We start from the raw sequence: 15,996 nt of genomic DNA, 5'->3' as shown, positions 1-15,996 counted from the left end.
GATTAAAATTGTCTTTGTATTCACATCTTTTCACATAAGTCTTTAAAACTTATTTTGTCTTAAAGATTTTACCACTCCTTATTGATGATTTTATTTTTTAAATTTTCAATAATTAATTTAAAGTTTTCATCTTTTTCAATTAACTCATTTGCTTTTTTAATATTGTGTGAAATAGAACTATGATCTTTCATTCCTAAGAACTTTGCAATATCTGGCATAGAGTTATGTGTTAATTCTCTTGTTAGATAAATTACAATTCTTCTAGCATTTGCAACTGTTGCTGTTCTTTTTTTAGATTTTATGTCACTTGGTTTAATATTTAACTGATTTGCCACAATATTGATAACATCAGGGAGTTTTATATTCTCTTTTGTTTCTTTAATTTGGTCTTTTAATAAATTTTGAACCATTGGAAGTGTAATTTCTTGATTTAATAAAGAAGCACTTGCATTTATTCTAATTAATACACCCTCAATTTCTCTAATAGAGTTATCAAGTGTTGTTGCTATAAAATTAATAATTTCTCTACTTAAATGTATTCCATTTAAATCTGATTTTTTCTCAATAATTGCAATTTTTGTTTCAAGTCCTGGAAGTTGAACATCTGCTGTTAAACCCCACTCAAATCTTGATTTTAATCTATCGACTAAACCAGCAATTTGTGATGGAAGTCTATCTGATGTCATTACTATTTGTTTTTTTGCATTGTGGAGTTCATTAAAAGTGTGGAAAAACTCCTCTTGAGTTTGTTCTTTTCCACTTAAAAATTGGATATCATCAATTAAAAGAACATCACATTTTCTATATTTATTTCTAAAATGATCCATACTTTTATTTTTTAAAGAGAAAGTAAAGTCATTCATAAACTGCTCAATTGTTACATAAATAACAGTATTACCTTTTTCAATTGCATAATTACCAACTGCTTGTAAAAGGTGAGTTTTACCAAGTCCTGTTCCACCATAAATAAAAAGTGGGTTGTATTGAATTCCGGGTTTATTTGAAACTGCAAGTGAAGCATTATAAGCCATTTGATTAGAAGGTCCTACAACAAAAGAATCAAAAGTATAAGATGGGTTTAATATCGTACTTTCAGCAGTTTCATTTTGAACTTGTTCTTTTAGAATCTCTTTTTTTGATTTTTTTTCACCTGTAAGTTTTATTTCAATAGATGGTTTTGAACCATCAAAAATTTCAAAACAATGTTGTATTAGTCCAGTAAATTTACTCTTTATCCAAGAGGCTATATACTTATTATTTACTTCAAAAATAGCGATTTTTTCGTCAGAAGATATTTTTTTATAAACTAATTGTTTTAAGTATCTTTCAAAATCTGTTTTTGAAGCTTCTTTTTGAATTATTGTTTGGAAATCTTTGGTTGTCATATATTGTAAACTCTTTAATCGTAATTAGTAAATATTATATCAAAATTTTTTATAAAACAGCTTCATTTAAAAAGAAGGGGTTTAAATTTATTAAAAAAATCAAGTTATACACATAGTGAATAAGTGGTGAATAAAATTTTTCCTTTAAGTTCATTTTTATTAAAAAGATACCATTATACCGGCTATAGATGAATGTGAATAGAAATTAAATAGAAAGAGTGAATAGTTGAAAATATTAGGAATTGACCCAGGTACACGAAACTGTGGATATGCCATTGTTGAAAAGAATGGAAATAGTATAAAACTGATAGAAGCTGGGTTAATAAAAATAAAAACGAAAATTTTACAAGAGCAAATTGTGGAGATGACAGAGGGTTTTGATCTGATTTTTGGAAAACATGAAATAGATGAAGTTTCTATTGAAGATATGTTTTTTGCTTTTAATCCAAAAACAGTTATAAAACTCGCACAATTTAGAGGAGCAATTTCTTTAAAGATTTTACAAAAATTTGGTAATTTTGCAGAATACACTCCTCTTCAAGTAAAAAAAGCAGTAACAGGAAATGGAAAAGCTACAAAAGAACAGGTGGCTTTCATGGTTAAAAGGCTTTTAGGAGTCAAAAAAGAGATTAAACCTCTTGATATTACAGATGCTATAGCAATTGCTTTAACACACGCTCAAAGATTGTAAACTTATTTTAAAATAGATATAATTCAAGCCCCAAAATTAGGACAAATAATGATAAAAAAAATCGGAATATTAGCTTCATATAATGGAAGTGGATTTGAAACAATTCAAAAAGCTATAATTGAAAAAAAATTAAACGCAAAAGTAGTTGTGGTAATTACAAATAACACAAATGCTAAGGTTTTAGAAAAAGCAGAATTTTACAATATTCCTTATTTTATAATAAATGATAAAAGATACCCTGGACAAGATATTGATGATAAAATAGCAAGATTATTAAGTGAATTTGGCTGTGACTATATATTTTTATCAGGTTATATGAAAAAAATCGAATCAAAACTTTTAACTGCATTTCCTAATAAAATAATAAATACTCATCCAGCTCTTTTGCCATCAATTTATGGAGGAGTTGGAATGTATGGAAGATTTGTTCATGAAGCTATTATAAAAAATGGCGAAAAAAAATCTGGAGTTACAATTCATTATATAGATGAAGTTTATGATGAGGGTGAAATAATTCTTACAAAAGAGCTTGAAATTGTTCAAAATGAAACAGTTGATAGTTTAGAAAATAAAATAAAAGAGTTAGAAAGTATTGCGATTATAGAAGCATTTCAAAAGCTACTAGTTTGAACTAGTAGCCAAAGTTTTATTTTAAAATTTCAGCTAATTCAGCAGCTGTTTTAATATATTTTATATCAGTAACTTTTCCATTTTCTAAAGAAATAATAGAAATCATATCTTCTTTAATTGGAAATAATGTTTTATTAGCTTCATCTATTAAAAGAATAGAAAATGGATAACTTTTCATTTTAGGCATTGCAACAAACTTAGTAATTAAGCTAGGCATTCCTGTAATATCAGCAATATAAACTGCTTTATTAGTTGTTAAAAGTTCTTTATCTTTTGATTGTAAAAACTCTTTAATAGTTGTATTTTCAGTTTTTGTTGCTGCAAAGATTATTGTTTTAATATTTTCATTAACAATATTATCTTTTTCAAACTGATCTTTTATTGTAAGTGTTGGAATATTGCTTCCTACTGTAAGTGTATTTGCAAATGCACCTAAACCTAATAAAATTGTAAATAGTAATTTTTTTATCATTTTTTCTCCTAAATTTTCAAAATTATGCAATCATACCAACAAAAAGTAAATGAAAAGTTAAAAGGAAATAATTACTCTTTTGACAAAGTTGGTAGTTGCCATTTTTTATAATATGCAAGAATTCTTAATCCTACTCCAAAAATAAAAACTATTGTAAGTGTAGGTAAACTTCTTAGGTGTAAAAGCTCTAATATAAATATAATTGAAGCTACTATTAATGCCACAGTTGCATAAAATTCTGATACTAAAATAGAGGGAACACGGTTTATTAAAATATCTCTAATTGTTCCACCACCAACTGCTGTTAAGAAAGCTAAGATTAGAATACCCAAAAAGTTAAAATCATTTTGAATAGCAACGATTGAACCTGTAATTGAAAAAGAAACTAAACCAACGGCATCTGAGATTATAAAAGCAGTTTTCCCCTCTAAATCATCAATTTTATGAAGTTTAAATAATAAAGCAATTAAAACAGTTGCGACAACCAAAATAACAGGCAAATCAGTGGTAAAAACATAAGGAATTCTATTTGCTAAAACATCTCTAATCATTCCACCACCAAGTGCTGTTAAAAAAGAAGAGATAAATACGCCTAAAATATCGAGTTTATAGTGAACAGAGATTAAAAATCCACTTAGTGCAAAACAAATAATTCCTATAATATCTGCAATTTCTAACGCGCTCATATTTTATCCTTAATTATTGTTTTAAAAGATTGGGATTATACAAAATTATAGTTAAAAAATTGACAAACCAGTTTTTGTAGTAAATAATTCTAAAGCTTTTGTGCCTACAAGTGAATTTCCTTGTAGATTTAGTTTTGGAGAATAAACACAAATTGCCATCTTTTGAGGAACGACTGCTACGATTCCACCTCCAACTCCACTTTTTCCAGGAAGTCCAACTTTATATGCAAAATCACCTGATGCATCATAATGCCCACAAGTTAACATTAGGGAATTTATTCTTTTTGCTTTTGAAACAGTTAAAATTTCTTCATTTGTTAAAGGATTTATTCCATGATTTGCTAAAAAAAGCATTGATTTTGAGAGTTGTGAAGTATTCATCATAATTGAACACTGTTTAAAATATGTATCAATTACATCATCAATGTTATTATTTATATTATTAAAACTTTTTATCATATTTATTAAAGCAAAGTTTCTGAAACCATGAGCTAATTCAGAGTTGAAGATTTCTTCATCAAAAGTAAGTGTTTTGTCATTTGAGGTTTTTTTTATAAAATTCAATATAGTATTAAAAGTATTTTTTTTATATATTGATACTAAACTATCGGCTGTTACGATTGCACCTGCGTTTATAAAAGGATTTCTAGGTATTCCATTTTCATATTCTAGTTGTACTAAAGAGTTAAATGGATTTCCAGATGGTTCATGACCAACTCTTTTATATAAATCTTTTCCGTAGTGATTTAAAGCCAAAGTAAAAGTGAAAACTTTTGAGATACTTTGAATAGAAAATTTTAAATTATGGTTACCAATATGATAAGAAGTTCCATCAAAAAGTTGAATTGACATCGCAAATTCTTTATCATCTACATTTGCTAAAGCAGGAATATAGTTTGCTAATTTTCCTTCATTTAGAAAAGGTTGAATTTCATTTTTAATCTCTTCTAAAATTGCTTGATAATCCAATTAATCTCCTAATAATTCTTTCATAGCCTCAGCTGTTTTTCTTATTTCCCATTGTGCATGAGAATCTAGTCTTAGTTTAAAATAGTTTTCTAATTGAGTTGGTTGAAAACCTCCCCAAATCTGAGAATATCCAGCTTGTGGAATTATTCTTCTAGCTTCTTGCGGTTTTACACCATCTTCTAAAGCTTTGTAATAATGCTCTAAACAAATATCTAATATTTTTTGAGTATCTCCAGCTTCACTTGTAACATCTTTCATTTTTTCACTTACATAAAAATCAAAAGGAACTCTTTTTCCGCTTACATATCTTCTTGAAAGTTCTTGCCAGTTTACTCTATGTCTTACCATTTGAGATCTTGTTGGGAAATCAACTTTAAATAAGAATACTTTGAAATGCGCTTGAATAATTTTACACTCTTCAAGTGTGTTATAAGTGGTTCTTATGTCAAAACTATATGCTTTTGGATTATTTTCAAAATCATAAACTAAAGCCCTATAATTTGTAAGAAGAAATTTCCCATCACAGATAAGTTCTCCAAATTTTTTTGTATTTGAAAATTCAGGTGCTAGAATTTCTTTATGTTTTTCATTTGTAAAATCAAGTAAAACAGGTACAAATTCAAAAGATGAAGATGGCAGTCCTTGTGATTCTGCCATAAGTCTATTGTATAAACTTTCACTTCCTAATGCTTTTGGTGATTGATAACAAATAGAGGCAACTTGAGTAATAGCTAAGATTCTATTTTCTTCATTTAAATTTGCTTTTGAAAAGTCCCAATTCTCTACAAAGGCGATATTATCATCAAATATATTCTCTTTTTTGTTAATCATTTTTATCATTTTTTAGCACCTTATTGTATAATTAATTTAGATTATACAAAAAAGTACATACATAGATAATTAATTCCAAGGATAAATATGGACATAAAGAAGATTATTAAAATTAGTTTTATTTCAATTCTAATCATAATTACAGTAATTGGGATTATAAATACAATAGTTATTTATCAAATTAAAGAAAATAATTTAACTAAACAAGCTATTAATAGTTTAGTTTTTATGCAAGAAGAGATGAATGAATTATTAAAAGATACCATAAATTTGGATTCTATTGAAAAGTTAGATAAAGCAAAAGAAGATTTTGCAAAATATGAAGAAGAGTTTGAAAAAATAAAAGATAATTTTAAAGAATTAGATAAAAATGATTTAATAGATTTTTTAATAAATGATATTCATAATGATAAAATTATTGCTAAAAAACTCAATCTTTTATTTGAAAGTGAACAAGAAATAGAAAAAGCTTTTGATTCAATTTATTTATTACAAGAGAATAAAATAGATTTAATTAGACAATTTAATAGTGATTATCCATTGGAAAATGAGTTAAGAAAAAAACTTGATAATGATATATCGAAACTAAGAAATTTTGAACTTTCACAGTTATTTGGTGATGTAAAATATTATAGTAAAGAGGTTCTTTATCAAAAAAGAGATACTGAAACTTTTCATAAATGGCTAAATAAAATCCAATTATTAAAAAATAGTTATGACAATATTGACACAAAAAATTATTTAGAAATAGTAAATAAAGTTGGCGATTATGTTGTTAATATAAAAAGAATTGAAGACAAAGAAATAGAAATAAAAGATATAAGTTTAAATATCATCAATATAAATAAAAAATATAGCATTGAAATTGAAGAAAAAATAGAAAAACTTTCAAGTGATTTTATAAATATTACATACTTTAGTATTTTATTACTTTTGCTTATTGTGATTAGTTTTTTAAGTTTTTTAGCCTATAAAATTTATAAAAATGTTGGTTTATCAATAGATGAAATTGAAACAAAAATTGAAGATGGTTTAACAGAAATTACAAATTTAAATCATGAAATAGAAAATACACAAAAAGAAGTTGTATTTACAATGGGTGCCATTGGTGAAAGTAGAAGCAAAGAGACAGGAAATCATGTAAAAAGAGTTGCTGAATATTCAAAACTTTTGGCACTTTATTATGGTTTAGATGAAAAAGAAGCTGAAATGCTAAAACAAGCAAGTCCAATGCACGATATTGGAAAAGTTGCAATTCCTGATGCTATTTTAAATAAACCTGGTCGTTTTGATAAAGCTGAGAGAGAAATAATGAATACTCATGCCTTTTTAGGTTATGAGATGCTTAAACATTCAAATAGACCTTTATTAAAAATGGCTGCAATTGTGGCAAATGAACATCATGAAAAATGGGATGGAAGTGGTTATCCAAATGGTTTAAGTGGTGAAAATATCCATATTTATGGAAGAATTACTGCACTTGCCGATGTTTTTGATGCTTTAGGAAGTGATAGAGTTTATAAACAAGCTTGGAATGATGAAAAAATATTTAATCTTTTTAAAGAAGAAAAAGCAAAACATTTTGACCCAAAACTTGTAGACATTTTTTTTGAACATTTAGATGAGTTTTTAAAAATCAGAGAGACTTTTAAAGATAAGTTTTAGAATATTTGTAAAAAAGAGAAATTAAATTCTCTTTTTATTTTTGAATTAAATATTGAATAGTAGGACCGCTACTATCAATACTTAGAACTTTATAACCATGATTTTTTGCATCAATTGGAATATTATTTATACTTTGTGGACAATCACTAATGATTTCTAAAATCTCACCTTTTTCTAAACTTTCCATGGCTTCAAGGGTTTTAACAGCAGGATATGGACAAGGTTCACCTTGCATATCAAGTCTATAATCTGGAATTATATTTTCTTTTTCCATATCAATTTCCTTTATTTTGTAGTTTTAATCTATAATTTTTCTCTAGTTTTAAAATTAATAAAAATAGTAAAAATAAGAAAATATAGTTCATAAATAATCCACCATAATTACCCAATGATTCAAGCATATTTATTTTTGGCCATGAAGTTGCAAGAGAAACAGAAAAACCATCCCATGCAAATGCTAATAAAGTGGCACCTATTACATTTCCAATACCAACTATCCAAAAGTGAACTTGACCTTCAACGGCTCTATACATCCAACCACATTCACAACCACCTGCAAGAACAATACCAAATCCAAATAATAATCCACCAATAATTGCATTTGGTCCAGCCCACATGATTTTAGGAGGAGCTCCCATCATTATATAAGAAAATACTCCAATAGTTGAAACAGCCATTCCAATTACAATTGCGATTGCAAGTTCACTTCGTCCTGTTGTAAAAATATCTCTAAATGCTGATGTAAAACAAATCTGAGCTTTTGCGATTAATAAACCAAAAGCTGCTCCAAAAAGCATTGCAATTCCAAGTTTTGCACTATTTGCAATAAATATTAAATATAAAGCCCAAATAATCATAGCTACAAATACAAAAGAACCAATTGTAAATAGTGATTTAACATGTTGAGTATTTTTATTTAATTCTTTACTACAAGATACTTTTTGTAGTTTTATTTTTGATTGGAAAATAGAAAGCATAGTTACTTTTGTTCCTAAATAAACACCAATAATCATAGCAAGAGTAAAAAACCAAGCATGAAGTGAAAACTGAGGAATTCCTGTAAATAAACTAGCTAAATTACAACCCATTCCAAGACGCGCTCCAAATCCTGCAATGATTCCACCAATTAATGCTTGAGCGATTCTTATTTTACTAGCGGGCATTCTAAGTTTTACATTATTTCCCCAAAAAGCAGCAGCAATACAACCTGCAAACATACCAATAATCATAACACCATCAATTCGTGTTAGACTATTTCCATCCATTTTCATGATTTTATAATATCCCCAATTGCTAATATCAACACCAGCAAATTGTAAAATATGTCCACCCCATCGTGTGAATTCACCCGTAACTGCCCAATAAGTTCCTGTGATTCCAAAATAGTATGCAGCTAATACACCAAGAGCTATAACAGCTGGTGTTGGACGCCAAAAACTAACTAAATAGTTTTGTTTAAATTGCTTGAAATAATCCATGCAAGTTCTCCTAACAATATGTTTTATTTTTGAAATTTTGGATAAAACTTTTACGAGTCTAAAAGTATAAATATCCTAATTGATGAGATTAAAATCTGTTTTTGTATCTCTATTTGTACCACAAATCTGATGGAATATTAATAGAAACTAACTTAATAGTAATTAAAATAGTAAAATATTTTTTACCAATATATTCTAAAAATGTTATTTCCATTTTCATAAAAGTAATCTAATTTAAAATTATGTTTATCAATAATCTTTTTTACAATACTAAGCCCCAAGCCAAAACCATCCCTTTGAGATAATTCTTGTGTAAATGGTTTTAAGTAATATTCTATTTCTTTTGAGAGTTTTTGCCCTTTATTTGAAATAGAGATTTCATTTTTATTTGTTTCTATAATTATGGGATATGAAATTGCATATTTTAAAGCATTATCAATTAGATTTTTAAGTGCGGTTGATAAATAATATAAATCGGCTGTTAATTTAAAATTTTTATTAATATTTATTTCTATTTTGGATTCATCTTCTAAATATAGTTTTCCTAATGATTCTACTATTAAAGTTTCAGCACTAAAATTTGTAAGATTTAGTTTTGTAAGATTTAATTTTTCAAGTTCTATTAACTCATTTGTCAAAATTTCTAAATCAACAAATATCTTTTTTAGTAACTCTTTTTGAGAAAAATTATCTATTTTTTCTATTGCAAATTTGCCTTTTGCAATTGGAGTTCGTAGTTCATGTCCAATATCTCGTAAAAGTTCTTCTCTTGTTTTAATCGAATTTTCTAAAGAAGTTGCCATATTATTAAAAGTGTTTGCAAGAATTCCTATTTCATCTTTTGAGTTTATTTTTATACGACTTGAAAGTTCGCCATTTGCGAAGTTTTTAATCTCTTTTGTAATTTTTTTTAGAGGAGAAAGAAGAGTTAATATATATAAAAAAATTAAAAAAAGTACAAATATATCAAGAAAAACTAGGAAATTTAGAATATTTTTTTCATTTAGATTTTCTTCATCTGGAGTTTTCAAAATATATTCTTCATCTAAATAATTTATTTTTATTAAAAACTCATTATCAAATAACTCTTTCAAAATTTCGATTTTTCCAAAGGTGTAATTTTGGCTATAAATTATTTGCTTATTAGACTTTGGCAACTCTTTTTGGATTGTTAGATTATTTTTTAAAAGAATAGTATTTATGTAGTTTTTATTTTCAATATTTTTTAAAATATCATCTATAATAGTTTGATATTTTTCTTGTACTAATTTATTCATTCTTTTTGAGTTAATGCTATTTGTCCAAAAGCCTATGACACTCATTAAGATAAGGCTTAGAAAAAATAAAATTGTAATTTTTTTAAATATTGACATCTTAACCTACGAACTTATAACCAATACCCCAAACAGATTTTATATATTTAGGATTTTTTGAATCATCCCCAATTTTATATCTAATATTTGAAATATGCATATCTATGGTTCTATTTTTTGTATTAATATCAAGAGAAGTTGCATTTAAAATTTGTTCTCTTGATGAGATTTTATTTAGATTTTCACTTAAAAAAACAAAAATCTCAAATTCTATTTTTGTAAAATCTATTGGAAAATCATCCAATAAAACGGTTCTATTTTCTTTATCTACTAAGAAATCATTTATTTTTATAGTTTTGCTAAAACTCTTTTTTAAAATATGTTCAATTCTTAAAACTAATTCTCGTGGTTCATAAGGTTTTGCTAAATAATCATCGGCTCCAAGTTCAAAACCGTGAATTTTATTTCCTATATCACCTCTGGCTGTTGAGATAATAATAGGAATATTTCTTATAGATTTTAACTTTTTAAATAAATCAAAACCATCCATGTCCGGAAGCATCAAATCAAGTATGATTATTTCGTAGTTTTCTTCATGTTTAAAATTTTCAATTGCATCTTTTGGGTGGGCAAACGCTGTACAAGTAAATCCATAATCTTCGAGATATTCAGAGATAAATTTTTGCATTTGTAAATCATCTTCAATTAATAAAACTTTTTTACTCAATTTCCCACTCCTCCAAATATTGTGCAAATTCTTCTCTTTGCTTTTCATCTAGTATTGCATGAATTTTTTTTAATCTACTAACTTCTAAATTCGCCGATTTTATTTTTATATCTGTCAAAATTTTAAGATATTGTTTTTCATCAAACTCTTTATTTACTATTAAATCTTCAAGTAAATCTTCTTGCTTTTCTTTATATTCATAAAACTCTTTATACTCTTTTTTAAAATCAATTAGAATAGTTTTTATCTTTTCTAATTGATTAGAGTTTAGATGTAAAAAATCAAGATTTTTATATGAATGTTTATATTTTTTATGCCCATCATCGGCATTTAAAAATAGATATAAACTACTTAAAATCAGAAAGATTTTTAATATTTTCATTTTCAATTAATCCTTTTTCAACATCACTATGACAAGCTTTACAGTTTGCTTTACTTTTTATATCTTTATTTAAAAACAACTCTTTTGGAATATCTCTATGTTTTTTCTCCCAAAAAGTTGTTTTAGTTAAAGCTATTATATCTTTATCTCCTATAGAATTTAAGAATTTAAATGAAGCTTTTGTTGTTGAAGTTTCTGCACTGTTTTTTACTAAATAAGCTAAGATATTTTTATTTGATTCGTCATCTAACGAAGCATCATCTCCAAAGTGATTTTCTAAATTGCTCATCATTATTTCCCAAGATTTTTTAGGTAAGAGATTTGGAGGATACAAAATATGACAAGATGCACACTCTTTTACAAAAAGTGGGTTTTGCATTTTATAATCTATTGGTTTATGAATAGATGCTGTTAAAATATTTTTTGGTTGAGATAAACTAAATATTAAAAAAGCTATGAAAGCCACAAAAGCCAAAAATGCAAATAATTTTTGAAAGATATTTAATTTTATACTTTCATTTTCTTGTGTAACCTTAAATCCAGTAACTATTGATTTTAAAGTTTCATGTTTTGAATGAAGTAATCTATCAGATAAAACACCTAAAATATGAGCAATTATAAGAGCTATTAAAACAGATGATAAAAACTCATGAATATCTTTAAATAGTTTCATATCTTTAAAATAAGGAGAATTTAAAAAAGATAAAATTCCTTTTCCCTCTTGTACACCAAAAGCTAAAATTCCAGTGATTACAGTTAGAAAAGTAACTATTAACATCCCAAACATAGCGTAAGATGCAAGTGGATTGTGACCTATATATTTCTGATTTGAATCAAAAATATTTATTATAAAATCTTTTACATTTTGTATTCCAATTGGGAAATCTTTAAATAAAGAGTATTTAGGACCCCAAAATCCCCAAAAGAATCTAAAAATAAGTAAAATTAAAACAGCATATCCAGCAAGGGCATGATAATTTAAAAGTCTATCTTCATCATCACTTAGAAATGCTAACAAAATAAATAACACAAAAAAGAAGTGAAAAACTCTAGTTGGTAGTGACCAAATATATGACTTTTGCATAATTTATCCTTTTAATTTTTCCATCTTCCAAAATTTGGAATATTTATATCTCTTTCACCATAAATCCCTTTATCAGCAGTTTTATGACAAGCCATACAGTTAAATAGACCTTTAACTTCATTTTGAGTAATCAAATCTTTTTTTATATCTTTATGTTTTTTAATCATATAAGGAGTTGTAGAAATTGAATCTGGAATTTCATTTTTTCCTAAACTTGAAACAATTCTATTACTTCTTTTATATTGCATATTTTTTTCTGCGCTATTATCATTTAGATATTTAGTTAAAGTTTGTAAATTGGCTTCATTTAATGAAGCATCACTATTAAAATGATTATCTAAGTTTACCATCATTTTATTCCATGCCTTTGCTGGAAGCAATCCAGGTTGATAAGGAAAGTGGCAAGATCCACACTCTTTTATATAAAGTTGATTATTAACAGGGGCAACATCTGCTTTATTATTTGAAAAAGATTCAGCAAATAACGAACTTACAAATATTGTGATAATTAAAATTAAATTTTTCATAGATTTTCCTTATTTATTTATGATGTAAGTTATTACATCGCCTTTTTCAAGTGCAGTTCCCTCACGATTATAAACATCGTTGAAGTTTCTTTTTATCCATTTTTCTATTTCAGCTAGGTCTGTAAATCTTTTTGGATTTGCTTTTGGTGAAAGTGGCTCGATTACTTTTCCTGTGAAAAAGTTTTCACTTGATTTATTTAAATCTGTTCCATGACAAGATGTACATGAAATCTCTTTGCCTTTTTTTCCAATGTGATTAGAAGTAAAAATTTTTTCACCTCTTGAGGCATCAAAACTTGTAAAATTTGGATTTTCTTTTAAAACTTCTTGTTTTAAAGAGTTTAAATAGTCATCAACAACACTTCCAAAACATAGATTTAGAAGTAGGGCTGTTAGTAGTAGAATTTTCATTTTTTATACCTTGGTTTTTATATAAGCAAAGTATAAAGGAATAGTTTAAATTTCTTTTGTTAGTTCTGTTGACACTTTCTTGACAAAGTTTAGAAAGTATCTATTAAAATAATAGCCCAAGTAATAATAAAGATAAAAATACTTATAAATACAATAGTACTTCCAACATCTTTAGCCCGACCAGCCATATGATGATGTTCTAGCGTTACTAAATCAACAACTCTTTCAATGGCGCTATTTATGGCTTCTGCTAAAAGCATTCCCATTAAAGAGATAAATAATAAAGCTTTATTTGTCAAAGTAGCATCTATAAAAATAATTACAGGAAGCAAAATAAGAGTGATTATTAACTCTATTTTAAAAGAAGTTTCAGTTTTTATTAAATCAATTAAGCCTTTTAATGCGTAAGAAGTATTTTTAAAAAAGTTATATTTTGGTTGATTTCTCAAATTTCTTGCCTTTGTTTTAATTGTGTGAATTTTACTATTATTAAAATAATAAGCCAAGCCATAATCATAGTAATAATTGAATGACTTAAAAAATGGTCCCCTAAAAGCATTTTATATGTTCCCATACTCCAAGCTATTACTAAAGCACTGATTAAAGCTCTTTTTTGATTAATAGGAGTTTTAAATAAGAAAAATAGAGCCATTAAAGCAAATCCACCACTGGCATGTCCAGCAGGCCAACATTTAGCTTTTGATGTTTGAATAAAATCTTTTGGATAAGTATCAAATACTTTAATATCTGGATAAGTACCATTAAAATATATAATATTACATGGACAAGGCGTATTTGTAATGGCTTTTAAAGAACCAATAATTACAGGTACAAAAATAGCAGCTAATAAAACGATAATTAAACCTTTTTTATACTCTTGAATAAGTTCTTTTTTTCTTAGAAAAATCAAAGAAAAGAAAATAATAACAGCAAATAAAATAAGTAAATTTTTGATTCCATCATAAAAAAAGAATTTTAATATAGGTTCATCTTTATTAATTAGCCAATTTTTTGTATCAAAATTATAAAAAAAGCTTTGAACAAAAATATCTAAATTACTAAATTGAAAAAGAGCGATTACAGCTACTAATAAAATAGCTGTAATTATTATATGTTTATTGAGGTTTTTTAGCATTATGTAAAATATCCATATCTTTTTTATAAACATTTGTTTCTACTTCAAATAAACCTAAAAGTGTATGAAATAAGTTATCTTGAGAAAAAGGTTGATTTTTATAAGTATTAAGTTTTTCTACATCTATTTCTTCTTTTATTTCGCCACCAAACCACATAAGAGAACCGATATGTTTTTGCTCATCTGGAGCCATAAAATAAGGAAGACCATGTAAATAAATCCCATTTTCTCCTAAACTTTCTCCATGATCACTCATATAAAGCATTGCAGTTTCATAATTATTAGAATAAGGTTTTAGAAAATTAATAACTTTTGATAAAAAGTAATCAGTATATAAAATTGCATTATCATAAGCATTACTTACTTCTTCTTGTGTACATTGTTCTAATTGGTTTGTTTTACAAACAGGCGTAAATTTTTCAAACTCTTTTGGGTATCTTTTGTAATATGCAGGTCCATGATTTCCCATTTGATGAAGCACTATTAAAATATCTTTACCTTGATTATTTTTAATATATTCATCAAGTCCAACTAACATTCCCTCATCTCTACATTCATCATCACAAATAGTATTAGTTTTAGAAGTTCTATAATCTTCAAAATCAACTCTTAAAGCAACACCTTTTGAATCAGAATTATTATCTCTCCATAAAATATTTACATAATTTGTATGTTTTAAAACATCAAGAATATTTTCAGTTGATATTCCTTTTTTATAATCATAATCAGCTTTATCAAAAATAGAAAACATACAAGGAACAGACTCAGCAGTTGATGTTCCACATGAATACATATTTGGGAAATTCACAATTTCTTCTTGTTTAAGAAGAGGATTTGTCTCTTTTTTATAACCATTTAAAGAAAATCTATCAGCTCGTGCTGCTTCTCCTACAACCATAATAACTAATTCTTTTTTTTCAAGTTTTTCATCTTTATCTAATATTACCGTTGCATCTTTTCCAATTTCTTTAACTACTATTGCTCCACTTGTTAGAGTTTTGTTTACATAATTTCCTATACTATAAATCCAATAAATAGGATTTATATGAAATCTTAAAGGTTTATGTTCTCTAAAAAATGAAGTGTAAAATTTACTAAAACTAAATAATATTATTAAAATAATTACCAAAGATAAAAATAGAGTTTTTAATTTTTTTAAAGATTCTTCTTTAAAAGATTTGTATTCAATTTTAGTTTTAAATATAAAATACGAAGGAGCTATTGCTAAAATTAAAATATAAACAATAAGTTTAGGAGTAAATAAATCAGATGATTCATTCAGGTTTGTTTGTAAAGTATTTCTAATCATACTTTCATCAATAACAATATGATAAGTATCCATAAAATAAGCCGTAAATGCTGAAACAATCAAGGTAATTATCAACAAAGGTTTGGTTGTATATTTAGATGAAAGAAGAGTAAATAAAAATACAATAAAACTCAATAATAGAATAAAAATAGATGCAATGTAAATAATATTTAAGCCCTCATTTGGGTAAGTAGTTAATACATTTTTAAAAAATGAGAAATTGTAAAAAGTTGTAAAAAGAATAGCTGTAAATAATATTAATTTATATTGAGAAATTTGTTTCAAAGAAAACCTTTATGCA

Annotated in this window: 18 protein-coding genes and 1 pseudogene; 3 read left to right on the top strand and 16 right to left on the bottom strand. The window is 26.1% G+C overall.

Annotated elements, in window-relative coordinates:
• Positions 1–68: 68 nt before the first annotated feature.
• Complete coding sequence (gene dnaA, locus B0174_RS02760) at positions 69–1,385, bottom strand: chromosomal replication initiator protein DnaA (protein WP_108558123.1); 1,317 nt, start codon at positions 1,383–1,385, stop codon at positions 69–71.
• Positions 1,386–1,611: 226 nt separating this feature from the next.
• On the opposite strand from dnaA, the gene ruvC reads away from it, so the two are divergent.
• Positions 1,612–2,076: a crossover junction endodeoxyribonuclease RuvC gene (gene ruvC, locus B0174_RS02755; protein ID WP_108558122.1), complete on the top strand. Its 465-nt coding sequence runs from the start codon at positions 1,612–1,614 to the stop codon at positions 2,074–2,076.
• 51 nt (positions 2,077–2,127) lie between these two features.
• On the top strand, positions 2,128–2,706 hold the full coding sequence (purN, locus tag B0174_RS02750) for a phosphoribosylglycinamide formyltransferase (protein ID WP_108558274.1): 579 nt from the start codon (positions 2,128–2,130) through the stop codon (positions 2,704–2,706).
• Positions 2,707–2,722: 16 nt separating this feature from the next.
• Here purN and B0174_RS02745 read toward each other — a convergent pair whose 3' ends face one another.
• From B0174_RS02745 to B0174_RS02730, 4 genes are all read right to left on the bottom strand, one after another.
• Positions 2,723–3,178: a hypothetical protein gene (locus B0174_RS02745; RefSeq protein ID WP_108558121.1), complete on the bottom strand. Its 456-nt coding sequence runs from the start codon at positions 3,176–3,178 to the stop codon at positions 2,723–2,725.
• A gap of 71 nt (positions 3,179–3,249) precedes the next feature.
• Entirely contained in the window at positions 3,250–3,864 is a 615-nt protein-coding gene (locus B0174_RS02740) for a trimeric intracellular cation channel family protein (protein WP_108558120.1), read from the bottom strand.
• A gap of 51 nt (positions 3,865–3,915) precedes the next feature.
• On the bottom strand, positions 3,916–4,833 hold the full coding sequence (locus tag B0174_RS02735; RefSeq protein WP_108558119.1) for a glutaminase: 918 nt from the start codon (positions 4,831–4,833) through the stop codon (positions 3,916–3,918).
• Positions 4,834–5,673, bottom strand: a complete 840-nt coding sequence (locus B0174_RS02730) for an FAD-dependent thymidylate synthase (RefSeq protein ID WP_108558118.1) — start codon at positions 5,671–5,673, stop codon at positions 4,834–4,836.
• A 1,011-nt stretch (positions 5,674–6,684) separates the two neighbouring features.
• On the opposite strand from B0174_RS02730, the pseudogene B0174_RS12470 reads away from it, so the two are divergent.
• Positions 6,685–7,329 (top strand): annotated as a pseudogene (locus B0174_RS12470) (HD-GYP domain-containing protein); the annotation flags it as partial.
• 34 nt (positions 7,330–7,363) lie between these two features.
• On the opposite strand, the gene yedF reads toward B0174_RS12470, so the two are convergent.
• The 11 genes from yedF to B0174_RS02670 form a co-directional block, all read right to left on the bottom strand.
• Positions 7,364–7,603 carry a sulfurtransferase-like selenium metabolism protein YedF gene (yedF, locus tag B0174_RS02720; protein WP_108558116.1) on the bottom strand — a complete coding sequence of 80 codons (240 nt, stop codon included), beginning with the start codon at positions 7,601–7,603 and terminating at the stop codon, positions 7,364–7,366.
• 1 nt (position 7,604) lies between these two features.
• Complete coding sequence (gene yedE, locus B0174_RS02715; RefSeq protein WP_108558115.1) at positions 7,605–8,807, bottom strand: selenium metabolism membrane protein YedE/FdhT; 1,203 nt, start codon at positions 8,805–8,807, stop codon at positions 7,605–7,607.
• Between the two features lie 182 nt (positions 8,808–8,989).
• Positions 8,990–10,180, bottom strand: coding sequence for an ArsS family sensor histidine kinase (locus B0174_RS02710; protein WP_108558114.1), 1,191 nt, complete (start codon positions 10,178–10,180; stop codon positions 8,990–8,992).
• Position 10,181: 1 nt separating this feature from the next.
• A complete protein-coding gene (locus B0174_RS02705; protein WP_108558113.1) occupies positions 10,182–10,847 on the bottom strand; it encodes a response regulator transcription factor in 666 nt (221 codons plus the stop codon).
• Positions 10,840–11,229, bottom strand: a complete 390-nt coding sequence (locus tag B0174_RS02700) for a hypothetical protein (RefSeq protein WP_108558112.1) — start codon at positions 11,227–11,229, stop codon at positions 10,840–10,842. The genes B0174_RS02705 and B0174_RS02700 overlap by 8 nt, the downstream gene beginning before the upstream one ends.
• The gene (locus B0174_RS02695; protein WP_108558111.1) at positions 11,195–12,313 is read right to left on the bottom strand and encodes a cytochrome b/b6 domain-containing protein; all 1,119 of its coding nucleotides are present in this window, start codon (positions 12,311–12,313) and stop codon (positions 11,195–11,197) included. Before B0174_RS02695 ends, B0174_RS02700 begins: the two co-directional genes overlap by 35 nt.
• Before the next feature lie 11 nt (positions 12,314–12,324).
• Positions 12,325–12,840, bottom strand: a complete 516-nt coding sequence (locus B0174_RS02690; RefSeq protein ID WP_108558110.1) for a diheme cytochrome c — start codon at positions 12,838–12,840, stop codon at positions 12,325–12,327.
• 9 nt (positions 12,841–12,849) lie between these two features.
• On the bottom strand, positions 12,850–13,251 hold the full coding sequence (locus B0174_RS02685; RefSeq protein ID WP_108558109.1) for a DUF1924 domain-containing protein: 402 nt from the start codon (positions 13,249–13,251) through the stop codon (positions 12,850–12,852).
• Between the two features lie 89 nt (positions 13,252–13,340).
• Positions 13,341–13,700: a diacylglycerol kinase gene (locus B0174_RS02680; RefSeq protein WP_108558108.1), complete on the bottom strand. Its 360-nt coding sequence runs from the start codon at positions 13,698–13,700 to the stop codon at positions 13,341–13,343.
• The gene (locus B0174_RS02675) at positions 13,697–14,386 is read right to left on the bottom strand and encodes a phosphatase PAP2 family protein (RefSeq protein ID WP_108558107.1); all 690 of its coding nucleotides are present in this window, start codon (positions 14,384–14,386) and stop codon (positions 13,697–13,699) included. The genes B0174_RS02680 and B0174_RS02675 overlap by 4 nt, the downstream gene beginning before the upstream one ends.
• Positions 14,367–15,980 carry a phosphoethanolamine transferase gene (locus B0174_RS02670; RefSeq protein ID WP_108558106.1) on the bottom strand — a complete coding sequence of 538 codons (1,614 nt, stop codon included), beginning with the start codon at positions 15,978–15,980 and terminating at the stop codon, positions 14,367–14,369. The genes B0174_RS02675 and B0174_RS02670 overlap by 20 nt, the downstream gene beginning before the upstream one ends.
• Positions 15,981–15,996 lie beyond the last annotated feature (16 nt).

Origin of the sequence: Arcobacter caeni (assembly GCF_003063245.1) — a bacterium.
Taxonomy (GTDB): domain Bacteria; phylum Campylobacterota; class Campylobacteria; order Campylobacterales; family Arcobacteraceae; genus Aliarcobacter; species Aliarcobacter caeni.
This window is presented reverse-complemented; position numbering and strand designations above follow the sequence as displayed.

Bases quoted from the DNA above. Each gene is read 5' to 3' on its own strand.
- dnaA (WP_108558123.1), bottom strand. From the start codon at position 1,385: ATGACAACCAAAGATTTCCAAACAATAATTCAAAAAGAAGCTTCAAAA.
- B0174_RS02745 (WP_108558121.1), bottom strand. From the start codon at position 3,178: ATGATAAAAAAATTACTATTTACAATTTTATTAGGTTTAGGTGCATTT.
- B0174_RS02740 (WP_108558120.1), bottom strand. From the start codon at position 3,864: ATGAGCGCGTTAGAAATTGCAGATATTATAGGAATTATTTGTTTTGCA.
- B0174_RS02730 (WP_108558118.1), bottom strand. From the start codon at position 5,673: ATGATAAAAATGATTAACAAAAAAGAGAATATATTTGATGATAATATC.
- yedF (WP_108558116.1), bottom strand. From the start codon at position 7,603: ATGGAAAAAGAAAATATAATTCCAGATTATAGACTTGATATGCAAGGT.
- yedE (WP_108558115.1), bottom strand. From the start codon at position 8,807: ATGGATTATTTCAAGCAATTTAAACAAAACTATTTAGTTAGTTTTTGG.
- B0174_RS02710 (WP_108558114.1), bottom strand. From the start codon at position 10,180: ATGTCAATATTTAAAAAAATTACAATTTTATTTTTTCTAAGCCTTATC.
- B0174_RS02700 (WP_108558112.1), bottom strand. From the start codon at position 11,229: ATGAAAATATTAAAAATCTTTCTGATTTTAAGTAGTTTATATCTATTT.
- B0174_RS02695 (WP_108558111.1), bottom strand. From the start codon at position 12,313: ATGCAAAAGTCATATATTTGGTCACTACCAACTAGAGTTTTTCACTTC.
- B0174_RS02690 (WP_108558110.1), bottom strand. From the start codon at position 12,840: ATGAAAAATTTAATTTTAATTATCACAATATTTGTAAGTTCGTTATTT.
- B0174_RS02685 (WP_108558109.1), bottom strand. From the start codon at position 13,251: ATGAAAATTCTACTACTAACAGCCCTACTTCTAAATCTATGTTTTGGA.
- B0174_RS02675 (WP_108558107.1), bottom strand. From the start codon at position 14,386: ATGCTAAAAAACCTCAATAAACATATAATAATTACAGCTATTTTATTA.